Here is a 13,632-nt window from a genome sequence, read left to right on the forward strand (position 1 = left end):
CTTCATGGCGTCGCACCCCCTCGTGAACCGCGGTCAGAACGTGGCGATCGGGTTGACCGGGCTGCCGGACGTGCCGGCGAAGCGGACCGGCGCGACCGCGAGCTGGAAGTCCCACTGGCCGAGCTCGGCAGCCGTCGTCGCGCACGCCTCCAGGTCGCAGTTGTCGAGCATCCACAACCCCATGGCGACGAGGCTCACGGCGTGCACCGGCATCAACACGCTTTCGTACCCCGACGGCTGGACGTCCTGGGGGGTGTCGGCGCCGATCAGCGCGACCTCCCGCTCGTGCAGCCACGGCAGGCAGGACGCGTGCCAGCCGGCCTGCGTGAGACCGCCGGCCTCACCGGTCTCGTGCCGGACGCGGCCATGGCCGGTCCGCAGGAGTACCGCATCGCCGGATCGTACCCGCACACCCTGGCGACGCTCGGCCTCCTCAAGATCCTCGGGAAACACGCCCTGCCCCGGTTCCAACCACGGCACCTCGCGGACCCTCGCGATGTCCAGCAGGACACCACGCGTGACGATCCCGTTCGCCGCCGCCGTGACGGCCGCCCACGCCGATCCCGTCGCGGGGTCGACCAGCGAGTGCGACCGCCCGTTGTACATCGTGCCGTCCCAGAAGATGTGGCACGGCGAGTCGATGTGGGTGAGGGTGTTGCCGTGGAACGTGATGCCGAGCCGTTCGGACGAGAAGCCCCAGCGCCGGTCGGCGTGGAATGCGGCCACCGGCATGTTCTCGGCGCCCGGCATGTCGGCGGCGCACGGGCACGTCGTCGTCGACCGCTCCATGTCTTGCGGTACGGCGACCTCCCATGCGCACGACACGCTCCTGCCGTGGCGCACGGCCCGCGCCGCCGCCAGCCGGACGTCGTCGTTGATGTGGTTCAGAGTGCCGAGCTCGTCGTCGTCGCCCCACCGTCCCCAGTTCGACAGCGTGTTGAAGTACCCGAGCACGTCGTCCTGTGTGGGCATCGGTCGCTCTGCCGTCATCCCAGCATCGGCTCCTCCGGTCACGCGGCTCGGGGCACCGAAGGCGAGGTGTCCCGCCCTCTCCTTTGACATGCCAAGGCCGCTGAGCCGGCATGATACAAGGTCAGCGCTGCGCGGCGACGACGTGCGGGATTTGGTTCGGCACCTCCAGCGGATCAGCCGGAGCGGCAGGGGGTTACTGACCTGCGCGAACCCCGTTGGCGCCCGTTCCCCATCTCTCCGGCCCCCGGGACGTGGCCGCGGTCATCCGCTCGGCCAGCACGCCGGCCAGCTCCACCACGACCTCGCGGCGGCGGGCGACGGCGCGCTCGGTGTCGGGCTCGTCCAGGATGAGGCGGCGCACCTGCGGCACCGCGAAGTTCCACGCCACCAGGCCCAGGATGGTGAACAGCCAGTCCTGCGCCCTCGCCCTGTCCGGCAGGCCGGCGGTCAGCAGGCCGTCCACGTGGCCGCGGTAGGACTCCCTGCGCTCCTCCTCGCCCTCGACCTGGCGGCCGGACTCCAGGGCCTCCCACAGCAGCAGGCGGATCAGCTCGGGATGCTCCTGGTACCAGTCGTAGAGCTGCCCCACCGCCTCGGGCAGGGTGCGCGGGTCGAGGCTCAGCGTGTGGCAGATCTCGTCCATCTTGGCTCGCACGACCGCGCCGAACAGCTTCTCCTTGCCGCCGAAGTACAGGTAGATGGCCTGCTTGTTGGCGCGGGCGGCGGCGGCGATGCGGTCGATCCTGGCGCCGGCCAGCCCGTGCTCGGCGAACTCGGCCGTGGCGGCCTGGAAGATCCGCTGCCGGGTGGCCTCCGCGTCGTACGTCATGCCACCAATTAAACCATCCAGTTGACTTATTCGCCGAACATGCGCCATGGTGATGCCCACGAGCTAAACCAACCAGATGGTTTATTTCATCGAGGAGTGTGTCCCCATGTCCACGACCCTTGCCCCGATGCCCGTCACCTCGCCCCTGCCCACCGCCCTGGAGGGCCGCACGGTGCTGATCGTCGGAGGCAGCTCCGGCATCGGCCTGGCCGCCGGCGCCCTGCTGACCTCCGTGAGCGCCCGCGTCGCCCTCCTGGCCCGCGACCCCGCCCGCCTGGCGGCCGCGGTGGACCGGCTCCGCACGACGCCCGGCGCCTCCGTGACGGGCATCGCAGGCGACGGCACGGCGGAGGACGTCCTGGACCAGGCCCTCGACCAGGCGGGCCCGGTCGACCACGTCCTGGTGACGGCCGGCGTCCTGGGCACCGGGGCGCTGCTGGACACCCCGCGCGACCAGGTGCGCGAGGCCGTGGAGGGCCGGATCTGGGGCGCGTACGGCACGGCCAGGGCCGCCGCCCGGCGCCTGCCCGCCGGCGGCTCCATCACCTTCAGCTCCGGCCACTACCTGACCCGCCCCGTCCCCGGCGCCTCCGCGGCCATCGCCAGCATCGGCGCCATCGAGGGGCTCACCCGCGCCCTGGCGGTGGAGCTGGCGCCACGGAGGCAGCGGGTCAACGCGATCAGGTTCGGCGTCGTGGACACCCCCCTCGCGCGTGGCGCGCTGGGGCTGGCCGACGACGCGGCCATGGCGGCGGCCGGGCAGGGCACGCCGCTGGGACGCTTCGCCACGGCGGAGGAGGCGGCCTCGGCGGCGCTGTTCCTCATGGCCAACAACTTCATGACCGGGACGGTGGTCACGGTGGACGGCGGGCAGGCCCTGGTCTGACGCTGCTGCCCCGCCCGGCCCTGCGGCCCCGCAGCGCCGGGCAGGGCCGGTGGGAGCGGGCGGGCCGGGCCGGGTTGGGACCGCAGCCCCGGACGGCGGCGCGCCAAGCCCCCGCGCGCCAAGTCCCCACGCGCCAGGGCCCAGGTGCGTCGTCGGGCCCTGGCGCGGTCGGGCCTGGCCCGGTGGGGTTTCAGGCCAGGCTGAGCTGCCAGGAGACCCCGAAGCGGTCGTTGACCCAGCCGAACTTCGTGCTGAACCCGTACGAGCCGAGCGGCATGAGCGCCTGCCGCCCCTCGCCCAGCGCGTCGTACAGGCGCTGGATCTGCTCCTCGCTGTCGCAGTCGACGAACAGCGACATTGACGGCGTGAAGGTGAAGTCGTGCTTGGGAACGCTGTCGATGCACATGTACTCGCGCCCCGCCAGCGTGAAGAGGGCGTGCTTGACCGTGCCCTCCGGGCCGGGCTCTCCCGGGCCGAAGCGTTCGACGGCGACCACCTTGCCGTCGTCGAACAGCGACACGTAGAAGTTCATCGCCTCCTCGGCGTCGCCGTTCTGGAACATGAGAAACGTGGTGACCTTCATCAGGAGCCCTCCTCGGGGGCGTAGAACGCGGTGAGTGCGGCGACCATGGCGGCCACCACGTCGTCCGGGGCGCCCGCGGCCCGGTAGGCCTCGCCCCATGCCTGGGCGCTGCCCGTGATGTAGGCGCGGCCCTCCTCGGTGAGGTGGAAGGAGGCCTCGTCGACCTTCTCGCCACCCGACAGGTGCAGGCCCAGGCCGAGCAGGGCCAGGTCCCAGCCCACGCCCACGGCGCCGGGGCCGTACTGCGACCAGAACTCCTCCGGCGGCTCCGCCGTGTGGGTCAGCTCGAACAATGTGCCACCGTCCTTGGCGGCCAGGCGCACCTCGACCTCGGAGAAGCCCGGGTCGGGGCCGAACAGCCAGGAGACCTTGAGCAGGCTCGGCGGCTCGCAGCGCAGGATCTCCCCGCCCGCGTTGCCCTCGAGCTGGTACTTGCCGCCCAGCCGGAGGTCTCCGCTGATGGGCAGGAACCAGCGGCTGAGCCGGTCGGCGTCGGTGCAGGCCTGCCAGACGTCCTCCACCTCGGCGTCGTAGTGGCGGCGCAGCACCACGGTCTTGCGGGCGCCGTCGATCAGTTCGTGGTGTGTCTGTGTGAGGTGGTCGATCATCTTCATGGGTTGTCTTCCTTGTCGGTGTTCAGACGGCGTTCGCGCTTGCCCCGGGCCAGCTCCGTGGCCAGCGCGTCCAGGCGCTGGTCCCAGAAACCCCGGAAGCGTTCCAGCCAGAGGTCGACTTCCTGCAGCGGTCCCGGCTCGACGGCGTACAGCCGCCGGGTGCCTTCGGCCCGTACGCTGGCGAACCCGTTGTCCCGCAGCACCCGCAGGTGCTGGGAGACGGCCGGCTGGGAGATGCCGAACTCGTCCTGGATGACGGTGGTGACCTCTCCGGAGCTGCGCTCACCGCCTGCGAGCAGCTCCAGGATCCGGCGGCGGACCGGATCGCCGAGGACGTCGAATGCGTGCACGGCCTGCAGTGTTTCAGTGAAGCCTTATATAAGTCAAGCCTGGGATAATCGTTCAGTCGTCGAGGCCGCGGGCGCTCAGCGCCTCCCCCAGCGCGTCGGCGTGCCGCAGCGAGCTGACCACCAGCGGCACCGCGAACGCCCGCAGGCTGCGCTCGACGCCCCGGGCCCGCTGCGCCTCCCGCACCCGGCCGGCCAGCGAGGCCACCACCGGCACGCTCCGCACGGTCAGCGACAGCAGCAACGACAGCCGGAACGGGTCCAGCCCCACGAACCTGGCCGGCGACAGGCACCGCTCCAGCGTCCGCATCATGGCCGCCGTGCGGGTGGTGAGCGTGACCAGCCCGGCCAGCGCCACGGCCAGCACCACCCGCAGCGTCGTCGAGATCGCCCCGTCCAGATCGGCGAAGACGAGCTGCATCCCGAACAGCACCATCGCGAACCAGCGCACCGGCCTGACCTGCGCCCACGCCGCCGCCACCCCCACCCGCGACAGCGCGTACAGGGCCGCGACCAGCACCCCCGCCGCGGCCAGGGCCACCGGCGCGCGCAGCAGCACCAGCACGGTGCAGGCCGCGGCGAGACCGGCCAGCTTGGCGCCGGCGGGCAGGCGGTGCAGGACGGACGAGCCGGGGACGTAGGCGCCGGTCAGGCCGTTCACGCCATGAGCTTCCTGTAGTGGCCGATGGCCTCCTCGGGGGAGCCGTCGGCGACGACGCGCCCCTCGTCGAGCACCAGCACGCGGTCGAAGCCGTCCAGCAGCGGCAGGTCGTGGGTGATCACCAGCACCTGCTGGGGCAGGTCGCGCAGCAGGCCGGCGACCTGGCGGGAGTGGCGCAGGTCCAGCAGCGTGGTCGGCTCGTCCATGACCAGGATCTCGGGCTCCAGGACCATGATCGAGCAGAGCGCCAGGAGTTGCTTCTGGCCGCCGGACAGGTGATGGGCGGGGTGGTCGGCGTGATCGGCCAGGCCGTAGCGGGCCAGGACCTCCGTCACGCGCCGGTCGATCTCCTCGCGCGACAGGCCCTTGCGGCGCAGCGAGAAGGCCACGTCCTCGGCCACCGTGGGCATCACGATCTGCGCGTCGGGGTCGGTGAACAGGAAGCCGACGCCGCGCCTGATCCTGGCGGCGTGGCGGCGGGTGTCCAGGCCGAGCACGGTGACGCTGCCCGAGGTGGGCAGCGCCAGGCCGTTGACCAGGCGGGCCAGCGTGCTCTTGCCCGAGCCGTTGGCGCCGACCACGCCGACGCGCCGCTCGGGCAGGGACGCGGTGACACCGCGCAGCACGTCGCGCTGCCCGAGGCGGACGTGCACGTCGGCGAACTCGATCGCCATCACACCACCTCGAACAGCGCGGCCACGCCCAGCCCGCCCCCGACCGCGGCCGCCGCCAGGCCCAGCGTCCCCGGCGGGGCGGCGGCGCGCACGAGCCTGCTGAACAGCCTGGTCACCACCACAGCCCCGGTGGCCCCCCACGGATGGCCCAGCGCCAGGGCCCCGCCGTCGGGGCACACCCGCTCGGCGTCGGCGCCCAGCGGGTCGAGCCCGAGCGCGTCGGTCACCGCCAGCACCTGCGCCGCGAACGCCTCCACGATCTCCACCGCCGCGACCCGCTCCACGTCCACCCCCGTCCGCGCCAGCACCCGGCGGATCGCCGGCACCGGCCCCCATCCGGGCAGCCCGGGATCGCACCCGACGACGGACCCGGCCACCAGCCGCATCCCCGGCAGGCCCGCGCGCAGCCGCTCCGGCACGATGGCCACGGCCGCCGCGCCGTCGCTGACGGGGGAGGCATTACCGGCCGTCACTGTACCTCCCGCGACGAACGCCGCAGGCAGGCGGGCCAGCGACGCCGCGCGCAGCGGGCGCGGGCGCTGGTCGTCGCGGCGCTCGCCGACGGGGACGATCTCCTGCTCGAAGCGGCCCGCCTGCCTGGCCGCCAGGGCGCGGGCGTGGCTGCGGCAGGCGTAGGCGTCCTGGCGGTCGCGGCCGATGCCGTACGCCGCCGCCAGCGCCTCCGCGGCCGGCCCCATGTCGGGGTCGGGATGGCCCTCGGGGGTGAACGGCGCCCGCTCGTACGGCTGCGCCGCCCCCCTGAACGTGCGCAGCGGCGCCGTCGAGGCGCTCTCGGCCCCGCCGGCGATCACCAGGTCCGACTCCCCCGCGCGGACCGCCTGCCCGGCCACCAGGATCGCGGCCAGCCCGCTGCCGCACTGCCGGTCCACCGTCAGCCCGGGCACCTCGTGCCCCAGCCCGGCGGCCAGCGCCGACACCCGGGCCACGTTCCCGCCGGGCCCCATGCAGTTGCCCAGCACCACGTCGTCGACCCGCCGCCCTGGCACGTCGGCGGCGACGGCGGCGATCACGGGGGCGGCCAGCCGGTCGACGGTCAGCTCCTTGTACGCGTGCCCGGCCGTGCCGATGGGCGTGCGCCGCGCCGCCACCACCACAGGGGTGTCGCCCATGTCAGGCCAGCCGCCGGATCTCGGGGTCGCCCCCGGCCAGCCGGGCGGCGACGAGGCCCCGGGCGGGCTTGCCCGTCGGGTTGCGCGGCAGGCTCGGCACCACGAACCAGCGGCGCGGCCTCTGCGCGGCGTCCAGCCCGCCCCTGGCCGTGGCCTCCAGCAGGGCGCGCGGCGGCGTGGACGCCCGCCCGGCCTCGACGACGGCCGTCACCACCGAGCCCAGGGACGGGTGCGGCAGGCCGACCACCACGATGTCGTCCACGCCGGGCACCTTCCTGAGCACCTCCTCGACGTCCTCGGGCACGACGGTGGCGCCGCCGGTCTGGATCGCGCCGTCGCCACGCCCGCGCAGCCGCAGCGCCTGTCCTGCCCGGTACGGCTCGGCGAGGTCCCCGACGGTCACCCAGCCGTCACCGTCGCGGCGCAGCGGCCCGGCCGCGCCCGCCAGGTATCCCGAGGCCAGCCAGGGCGAGCGGGCCCACACCTCGCCGAGCGGCCCGTGGGCACCGGTGCGGACCTCGATCTCCACGCCGGGAAAGGGGCGCAGCCCGCCCCCGTCGGCGTCCACGGCCACGAACGACAGCTCGGTGGCCCCGTAGTACGACACGACGCGCACGCCGGCCGCGGCGGCGTCCGCCCGCGCGCCGGGGCCCAGCGCCGCGCCGCCGACCACGGCCACGCGGACCGAACCGGGCCGCTGGAGCACGTCGGGCAGCCGGTGCGGCACCACGTGCACGACGCTCGCCCCGGCCAGGTGGGCGGTCAGGGAGCGGCCAGGCCAGCGGCCGGGCACGACGGCCGTCGCGCCGGTGGCCAGGGCGTGCAGGGCGGCGAAGGCGTACAGGGAGGAGACGAGCGGGCCCGGCACCAGCACGACGTCGTCGGGGCCGATCCCGGTCAGCTCGTCGAGATGCGGGTAGGAGCCGGTCCACGAGGCACGGGTGCGCACGACGGCGCGGGGGCGGCCGGTGCTGCCGGAGCTGAAGCACGCCCAGGCCGGATCGTGCGGGCCGGCCTCGACGCGCACGGGCGCGCCCGCCGCGTACGGGAGCGGCGCGCCGATGCGGGCGGCGAGGTCCTCACCGGTGACCTGGTCCCACCGCTCGCGGTCCCAGGCGTGGTCGCCCACCAGCGGCGTGGCCCCGGCGAGGTCGGTCGCCAGCACGGCGGTGAGCAGCTCCACGGGGTCGGCCAGGGCGATGGCGACCAGCGCGCCGGGGCCGACGCCCCGGCCGCGCAGGTGACGGGCGGCACCGTTGATCTTGTCGGCGAGCTCGGCGTAGGTGAGCTCGCCCTGGGGGCCGCACACCGCGAGCCGGGACGGGCGCCCGGCGGCGTGCGACAGGACGTGTCGAGCTACGGGCATCGAAGGGTCAACGCCCCCCGCCCGAGCGCACGCGTTCCTGGTGCACGGCGGGCACCGCGTCGGGGTAGGCCCGCTGCGTGCCCCTGGCCACGACCGCGGTCAGCCCCGCCTTGATCAGGTCGCCGGGCAGGAAGATGAGGGTGCTCCACGCCGCCGCGCCGAGCGACATCCCGCCCACGAGTGCCCAGACGGGAATCCCGAACAGATAGATCACGCCGACGCAACCTACCAAGCAGGCCAGGAACAGCCGCAGGGTGCTCGGGCTGCGGCCCGCCCGCTCCACCAGCCAGCCGGTCACCGCCGCCCCCGGCAGCCAGCCGATCAGGAACCCGGCCGACGGCCCGGTGAAGACCCCGAGCCCGCCCCGCCCGCCGGCCGCCAGCGGCAGACCGGCGGCGATCAGTACGAGCAGCACCAGGACGGCCAGCGCGGCCCGCCAGGAGCCCAGGATCACCCCCGCCAGCATCACGCCCATCGTCTGCAGCGTGATGGGAACGGCGGCACCGAAGACGTTCAACGTGCCGGGCACGCCGAGGACGGCGATGAGCGCCGCGAACACGGCCACCCTCGCCAGGGTCTGCATCGCGAACCCGCGCTGTTTCTTCATGGGGTCGATCTCACACCACGACGGTCACGAACGGGCATGGAGGGATCCCACAACATTCCCGGGCATCATCTGCTGGCGACCGCTACCGTTCGCACAGAGCTTCTCGAACGTCCTGGTGATCTCCTCCTGCCGGGTGCGCAGCTCCTTGGCGGTGAGCTCGCGGTTCGGCAGCGTGAACTCCACTTTCCCGGAGGCCGACAGGGTGATCCGGATCTGGTCGGGCGCCAGGGCCGTGCGGCCGGGGTAACGCAGGCGGACCCGGTAGTCGGTCACGGCGTGGTCGCCCTCCAGGCAGGAGCGGGCGCCGTCCTCGATGCGTTTCATCAGGCCCTGGTTGATCTGCCTGCCGCGCATGGGGACCAGGTTGTAGCGCAGGCCGACGCCGTCGAAGGAGGCGGCGATGAGGTGACCGCCGTTCCAGTCGCCGCGCCCGCCCCAGTCGCCCACCGTGCTCTGGCACGCGGTGCGCGTGGCGGACCTGTCCACGAGCTTCCTGGCCAGCGCCTCGACGGGACGTCCCGCGTCGTCGGTGGTGAAGGTCTGGCGGTGGGCGTGGTAGGTGTGGGCCGGCTTCAGGTGGCGCTCGCAGGGAGCGCTGTCGGGCGCGTACGCGGGGGCCGCCGCTCCGGCGGTGAGCAGCAGGGCGGCGGCGCTCGCGCGGCGCAGGGCAGGGAGAAGTGCGGGCACGGGGCGTTCCTCTCGTGAAAGGGGAGTTCGCCGGCCAGGCGCAGTAGGCCGATGGAGGGGCAGGCAAATGGCCTTATCGGCCGCCTCGTCGGCTTTGTCGCGACATCCATGCCCGTGACCAGAGTCACATAACGTTACCAAGTAGTTACTGTTGGTTGTTTCAGGCAGCCAGGCGCAGGGCGCGGGCCACGTCCGCGGTGGCGGCCGAGGTCTCCGTCGCGGTGTAACCGTCACGCAGGGAGGCGTCGAGGTCCTTCAGGCCGTTGCCGCTGAGCGTGATCACGATGCGCAGGCCCCGCTCCAGCTCGCCCCTGGCGTGCAGGTCGAGCAGGCCCGCCACGCCGGCCGCCGAGGCGGGCTCGGCGAAGACGCCGTCGCGGCGGGCCACCAGCCGGTAGGCCGCGAAGATCTGCTCGTCGGTCACCGCGGCGATCAGCCCGCCGGACTCGTCGCGGGCCGCCAGGGCGCCGTCCCAGGTGGCCGGGTGGCCGATGTTGATCGCGGTGGCCGCCGTGCGGGGCTCGGCGACGGGCTCGCCGCGCACGAGCGGGGCCGCGCCGGCCGCCTGGAAGCCCCACATGCGCGGCAGCCGCGACGTCAGTCCGGCCTCGCGGTAGTTGCGGTAGCCGCCCCAGGTGGCGGTGATGTTGCCGCCGTTGCCCACGGGCAGGCAGTGCACGTCGGGAGCGTCGCCGAGGGCGTCGGCGATCTCGTAGGCCACGGTGCGCTGCCCGGCCAGGCGCAGCTCGTTGCCCACCGAGTTGACCAGCGCGATCGGGTGGTGGGCGGCCAGCTCGCGGGCCACGCGCAGGCAGTCGTCGAAGGTGCCGTCGATCTCGACGATCTCGGCGCCGTACCGTACGGCCTGGCTCAGCTTGCCCAGCGCGACCCCGCTCCTGGGCACCAGCACGGCGGCGGTCAGCCCGGCGCGGGCGGCGTAGGCGGCGGCCGAGGCGCTGGTGTTGCCGGTGGAGGCGCAGATGACGGCCTCGGCGCCGGCTTCGGCGGCCCGGCTGATCGCCACCGTCATGCCGCGGTCCTTGAACGACCCCGTCGGGTTCGCGCCCTCGACCTTGAGCCAGACCTCGCAGCCGGTGAGCCGGGACAGGTGCTCCGAGCGCAGCAGCGGGGTGTTGCCCTCGTTGAGCGAGACGGACGGGGTGTCGGCGGTGACCGGCAGCCAGCGCCGGTAGGGGCTGTCGATCAGGCCGTGCCAGGTAGTCATGGCGGCACCGTAACACTTGTTTCGTACATGTCGCCAAATTGGGTCTGGTGTAACATTTGTCATTGTGGAGAACGATCCGATCGCGGCCCGCCTCGGCGCCGTCTATCCCGAGCTGCCGCCCGGGGAGCGCGCCGTCGTGCGCGTGCTGCTCGACGACTATCCGTTCGCGGCGCTGGGCTCGCTGCGCGCCCTGGCCGAGCGGGCGGGGGTGAGCCCGCCGACGGCCTCGCGGCTGTTCGACCGGCTCGGGTTCGAGGGGTTCGCCGCCTTCCAGGCGGCCGTGCGCGACGGGGTCCGCGATCGCTCACAGCTCCTGGAGCACGTCACGGGGGCCGCGGGGCTGGGACAGGCGGCGGAGGACCTGCGCGCCGGGCTCGACGGCACCCTGAGCGCCGTTCCCGAGCCGCTCTGCCACCAGGTCGCCGGGCTGCTGGCCGAGGCGCGTACCGTGTGGGCGCTCGGCGGCCCGCTGAGCGAGCTGGCGGCCGAGTACCTGATCCGCCAGCTCGCCAGCCTGCGCCCGGGCGCGCACCGGGTGCCCGACCCGGTGCCCGCGCGGGCCCGTACGGTGCTGGACCTGGGGCCGTCCGACGTGGTCGTGGCCTACGACTTCCGGCGCTACTCCCCCGACACCGCCCGCTTCGTGCGCGCCGCGCACGAGCGGGGGGCGCGCCTGGTGCTCGTCACCGACGCCTGGGGGTCGCCGCTCGCCGCGCACGCGGAGGTGCTGATCAGCCTGCCGCGCGAGGCGAGCGGGCCGATCGCGCCGCTCGCGCACGAGATCGCGGTCACCGAGCTGCTGCTCGTCGCCACGGCCGCCCGGCTCGCGCCGGCCCGGCGGCTGGCCGATCTCGACGCGCTCACCCGGTCCCTGTCCTGACGCGCGGCGTGGCCCCCAGCGACTCCCAGAACGCGCAGTTGCTCGCCTCGGCCGGGTTCACCGTGCGGATGCCGCCCGGTCCGGGCGCCAGGCTCAGCACGTCGCCCGGGGAGCGGAAGCGCGGCCAGCCCGCCGCCTCGGGGCGGCCGGTGGCGGCGAACGACGTCCACAAACGCACCATGGCGTCCGACAGCCGCTCCTGTTCGGCGTTCAGCTCGGCGCCGGGCACCAGGCCTGGGAACAGGTACTCCAGCTCCGAGGCGTGGTACGCGCCCTCCTCGAATCCCGGCACGTCGATCAGCGGCGGCGCCGTCCTGTCGGCGAACTGGTAGCCGTGGACGGGCACGCCTGAGCGCGCGAACAGCCCCAGCGCGTCCAGGTGCCCGCAGGTGGACAAGGGCGAGCCGGAGTCGGTCAGCAGGGTCGCGATCGCGATCCGCAGGTCGGGATAGGCTGCGGCCGGGTAGCGGGCCAGGACCGCGGGGGCGGCCGGCCCGTACGCCTCGCGCACGAACCCCTCGTACTGCTCCACCGTGATCGGCTGCGGGAACTGCAGCGACATGAACAGCCGCATCTCGTCCAGGGTGTTGCCGTGGATGATCGGCATGCGGTTGTAGCGTCCCGAGGCGATGGCGTCGCGGGGCTGCGCGGGCAGCACGCCGTCGGCTCCTGCCACGGCGTACGGGTTCTGCTCCTGGTAGGCCTCCAGCAGCGTCCTGGCCGGCAGCGCGCGCAGGCAGGCGGCGCCGGAGCAGCCCACGGCCTCGGCGAAGGCGGCGCCGGCCGTCTCGGCCTCCTGCTCGGTCCTGGTGGGCCAGGCGCAGCTGTAGCTCTGCGGGATCGCGCGGTGGAACAGCCCCGCCGCGGTCGGCGAGGCCAGGTTGGCGCAGGTGTCGGCGGCGCCGGCCGACTCGCCGAACAGGGTCACGTTGCCGGGGTCGCCGCCGAAGGCCGCGATGTTGCGGCGGACCCACCGCAGCGCCGCCTGCTGGTCGAGCAGGCCGTAGTTGCCGCTCTGGTACCGCTCGCCGGCCTCCAGCGAGGGGTGGGCCAGCCAGCCCAGCACGCCCAGCCGGTAGTTGACGGTGACGACCACGACGCCGCCGTCCACCGCCAGCTTGGCGCCGTCGTACATCGCGCTGTTGCCGTTGAGGTTGCCGCCGCCGTGCAGCCAGACCATGACGGGCAGCCGCCCGGTGCGGCGCGGGGTGGTGACGTTGAGGTAGAGGCAGTCCTCGTCGTAGGTCGCCTGGGGGCTGCCCAAGGGGGTCGCGGGTTGCGCGCACTGCCCGGCGAACGCCGTGGCGTCGCGCGCGCCCCGCCATGCGCCGGCCGGCCGGGGCGCCTTCCAGCGCAGCTCGCCGACCGGCGGCGCGGCGTACGGGATGCCCTTGAACTCCCGGCGGTCCTTCAGGACCTCGCCCCGCACCACCCCCTTGTCCGTCCGGACCTGGCCCGGGGGCCCGGCGTCGGCGGCGGCGGGGGTGGTGGTGGTGACGAGGGTGGTGAGGAGCAGAATCGCTGCTGCGGGAATGAGTCGCACGGAAATCTCCTTCCGGCGGGAGCGCCCTGACCGTACACATGCGGGCGCCATGACCGTATACGGGAGCCCGGCGATCGCCTAGCTCTCAGCCGGACGGCGTCAGGCGTTTGTAGAAGAAGCTGCAGTCGCGCAGGGTGCCGTCAGGGGAGGCGGCGTAGTCGGGGACGATGCCGTAGCGGGTCCAGCCGCCGGACAGGTAGACGTGCTCGGCGGTGCTCCCGGTCTCGGTGTCGAGCAGCAGCAGGGTGGCTCCGGCGTCCAGGGCGGCCTGCTCGGCCACGGCCAGCAGGGCGCGCGCCAGGCCCTGGCCGCGGGCGTCGCGGTGGACCATCAGCTTGACGATCTCGGCGCGGTGGCGGGCGTTGGCCTTGGCGGCCGGGATCAGGCTGACGGTGCCGGCCATGACGCCGTCGAGGCGGCAGGCCCACACGATCTGGCCGCCGGAGGCCACCGCCGGGGCCTGAGCCCGCCACCACGCGGCCGCGGCCTCGTGGTCGAACGGTGTCACGAACCCCAGCGAGGCGCCGTCGTCCACGGCGTCGACCAGCAGGGCGGCCAGTTCCTTGACGCAGCGCTCGAACTCCCCGGCGGACAGGCGGGCGATGGTGCGCATGTGATCCCCTCTTCT

At 74.0% G+C, this 13,632-nt stretch carries 16 protein-coding genes; 2 read left to right on the forward strand and 14 right to left on the reverse strand.

The genetic code is table 11. The features are described from left to right. Positions 1 to 33: 33 nt before the first annotated feature. Both ACBJ32_RS33900 and ACBJ32_RS33905 read right to left on the reverse strand, forming a co-directional pair. Positions 34 to 972 (reverse strand): cyclase family protein, encoded by a 939-nt coding sequence (locus ACBJ32_RS33900; protein WP_375130223.1) that lies wholly within the window; start codon positions 970 to 972, stop codon positions 34 to 36. 193 nt (positions 973 to 1,165) lie between these two features. Then, on the reverse strand, positions 1,166 to 1,801 hold the full coding sequence (locus ACBJ32_RS33905; RefSeq protein ID WP_375130224.1) for a TetR family transcriptional regulator: 636 nt from the start codon (positions 1,799 to 1,801) through the stop codon (positions 1,166 to 1,168). A gap of 106 nt (positions 1,802 to 1,907) precedes the next feature. Here ACBJ32_RS33905 and ACBJ32_RS33910 point away from each other — a divergent pair, with 106 nt between their 5' ends. Beyond that, entirely contained in the window at positions 1,908 to 2,687 is a 780-nt protein-coding gene (locus ACBJ32_RS33910; protein WP_375130225.1) for an SDR family oxidoreductase, read from the forward strand. 190 nt (positions 2,688 to 2,877) lie between these two features. On the opposite strand, the gene ACBJ32_RS33915 is transcribed toward ACBJ32_RS33910, so the two are convergent. From ACBJ32_RS33915 to thrC, 10 genes are all read right to left on the reverse strand, one after another. Beyond that, positions 2,878 to 3,270 (reverse strand): VOC family protein, encoded by a 393-nt coding sequence (locus ACBJ32_RS33915; protein WP_375130227.1) that lies wholly within the window; start codon positions 3,268 to 3,270, stop codon positions 2,878 to 2,880. Next, positions 3,270 to 3,884: an SRPBCC family protein gene (locus ACBJ32_RS33920; RefSeq protein ID WP_375130228.1), complete on the reverse strand. Its 615-nt coding sequence runs from the start codon at positions 3,882 to 3,884 to the stop codon at positions 3,270 to 3,272. The genes ACBJ32_RS33915 and ACBJ32_RS33920 overlap by 1 nt, the downstream gene beginning before the upstream one ends. Continuing rightward, entirely contained in the window at positions 3,881 to 4,234 is a 354-nt protein-coding gene (locus ACBJ32_RS33925; RefSeq protein ID WP_357889704.1) for a metalloregulator ArsR/SmtB family transcription factor, read from the reverse strand. Before ACBJ32_RS33925 ends, ACBJ32_RS33920 begins: the two co-directional genes overlap by 4 nt. A gap of 52 nt (positions 4,235 to 4,286) precedes the next feature. Next, positions 4,287 to 4,892 carry an energy-coupling factor transporter transmembrane component T family protein gene (locus ACBJ32_RS33930; protein ID WP_375130229.1) on the reverse strand — a complete coding sequence of 202 codons (606 nt, stop codon included), beginning with the start codon at positions 4,890 to 4,892 and terminating at the stop codon, positions 4,287 to 4,289. Beyond that, positions 4,889 to 5,566, reverse strand: a complete 678-nt coding sequence (locus tag ACBJ32_RS33935; RefSeq protein WP_375130230.1) for an energy-coupling factor ABC transporter ATP-binding protein — start codon at positions 5,564 to 5,566, stop codon at positions 4,889 to 4,891. Before ACBJ32_RS33935 ends, ACBJ32_RS33930 begins: the two co-directional genes overlap by 4 nt. Then, positions 5,566 to 6,696 (reverse strand): thiolase family protein, encoded by a 1,131-nt coding sequence (locus ACBJ32_RS33940; RefSeq protein WP_375130231.1) that lies wholly within the window; start codon positions 6,694 to 6,696, stop codon positions 5,566 to 5,568. Before ACBJ32_RS33940 ends, ACBJ32_RS33935 begins: the two co-directional genes overlap by 1 nt. Position 6,697: 1 nt before the next feature. Then, a complete protein-coding gene (locus ACBJ32_RS33945; protein WP_375130232.1) occupies positions 6,698 to 8,062 on the reverse strand; it encodes a class I adenylate-forming enzyme family protein in 1,365 nt (454 codons plus the stop codon). A gap of 7 nt (positions 8,063 to 8,069) precedes the next feature. Next, positions 8,070 to 8,669 carry a biotin transporter BioY gene (locus ACBJ32_RS33950; RefSeq protein ID WP_357889689.1) on the reverse strand — a complete coding sequence of 200 codons (600 nt, stop codon included), beginning with the start codon at positions 8,667 to 8,669 and terminating at the stop codon, positions 8,070 to 8,072. Positions 8,670 to 8,693: 24 nt separating this feature from the next. Beyond that, positions 8,694 to 9,356, reverse strand: coding sequence for a DNA/RNA non-specific endonuclease (locus tag ACBJ32_RS33955; protein ID WP_375130233.1), 663 nt, complete (start codon positions 9,354 to 9,356; stop codon positions 8,694 to 8,696). A 160-nt stretch (positions 9,357 to 9,516) separates the two neighbouring features. Further along, a complete protein-coding gene (gene thrC / locus ACBJ32_RS33960) occupies positions 9,517 to 10,581 on the reverse strand; it encodes a threonine synthase (protein WP_375130234.1) in 1,065 nt (354 codons plus the stop codon). A gap of 64 nt (positions 10,582 to 10,645) precedes the next feature. On the opposite strand from thrC, the gene ACBJ32_RS33965 reads away from it, so the two are divergent. After that, positions 10,646 to 11,461 (forward strand): MurR/RpiR family transcriptional regulator, encoded by an 816-nt coding sequence (locus tag ACBJ32_RS33965; RefSeq protein WP_375130235.1) that lies wholly within the window; start codon positions 10,646 to 10,648, stop codon positions 11,459 to 11,461. Here ACBJ32_RS33965 and ACBJ32_RS33970 read toward each other — a convergent pair. Next, the gene (locus tag ACBJ32_RS33970) at positions 11,442 to 13,004 is read right to left on the reverse strand and encodes a carboxylesterase/lipase family protein (RefSeq protein ID WP_375130236.1); all 1,563 of its coding nucleotides are present in this window, start codon (positions 13,002 to 13,004) and stop codon (positions 11,442 to 11,444) included. The two genes, ACBJ32_RS33965 and ACBJ32_RS33970, sit on opposite strands and share 20 nt — an antisense overlap. 85 nt (positions 13,005 to 13,089) lie before the next feature. After that, entirely contained in the window at positions 13,090 to 13,617 is a 528-nt protein-coding gene (locus tag ACBJ32_RS33975; protein ID WP_375130237.1) for a GNAT family N-acetyltransferase, read from the reverse strand. Between the last annotated feature and the right edge of the window lie 15 nt (positions 13,618 to 13,632).

It is taken from the genome of Nonomuraea sp. GTA35, from assembly GCF_041950525.1.
GTDB lineage: Bacteria > Actinomycetota > Actinomycetes > Streptosporangiales > Streptosporangiaceae > Nonomuraea.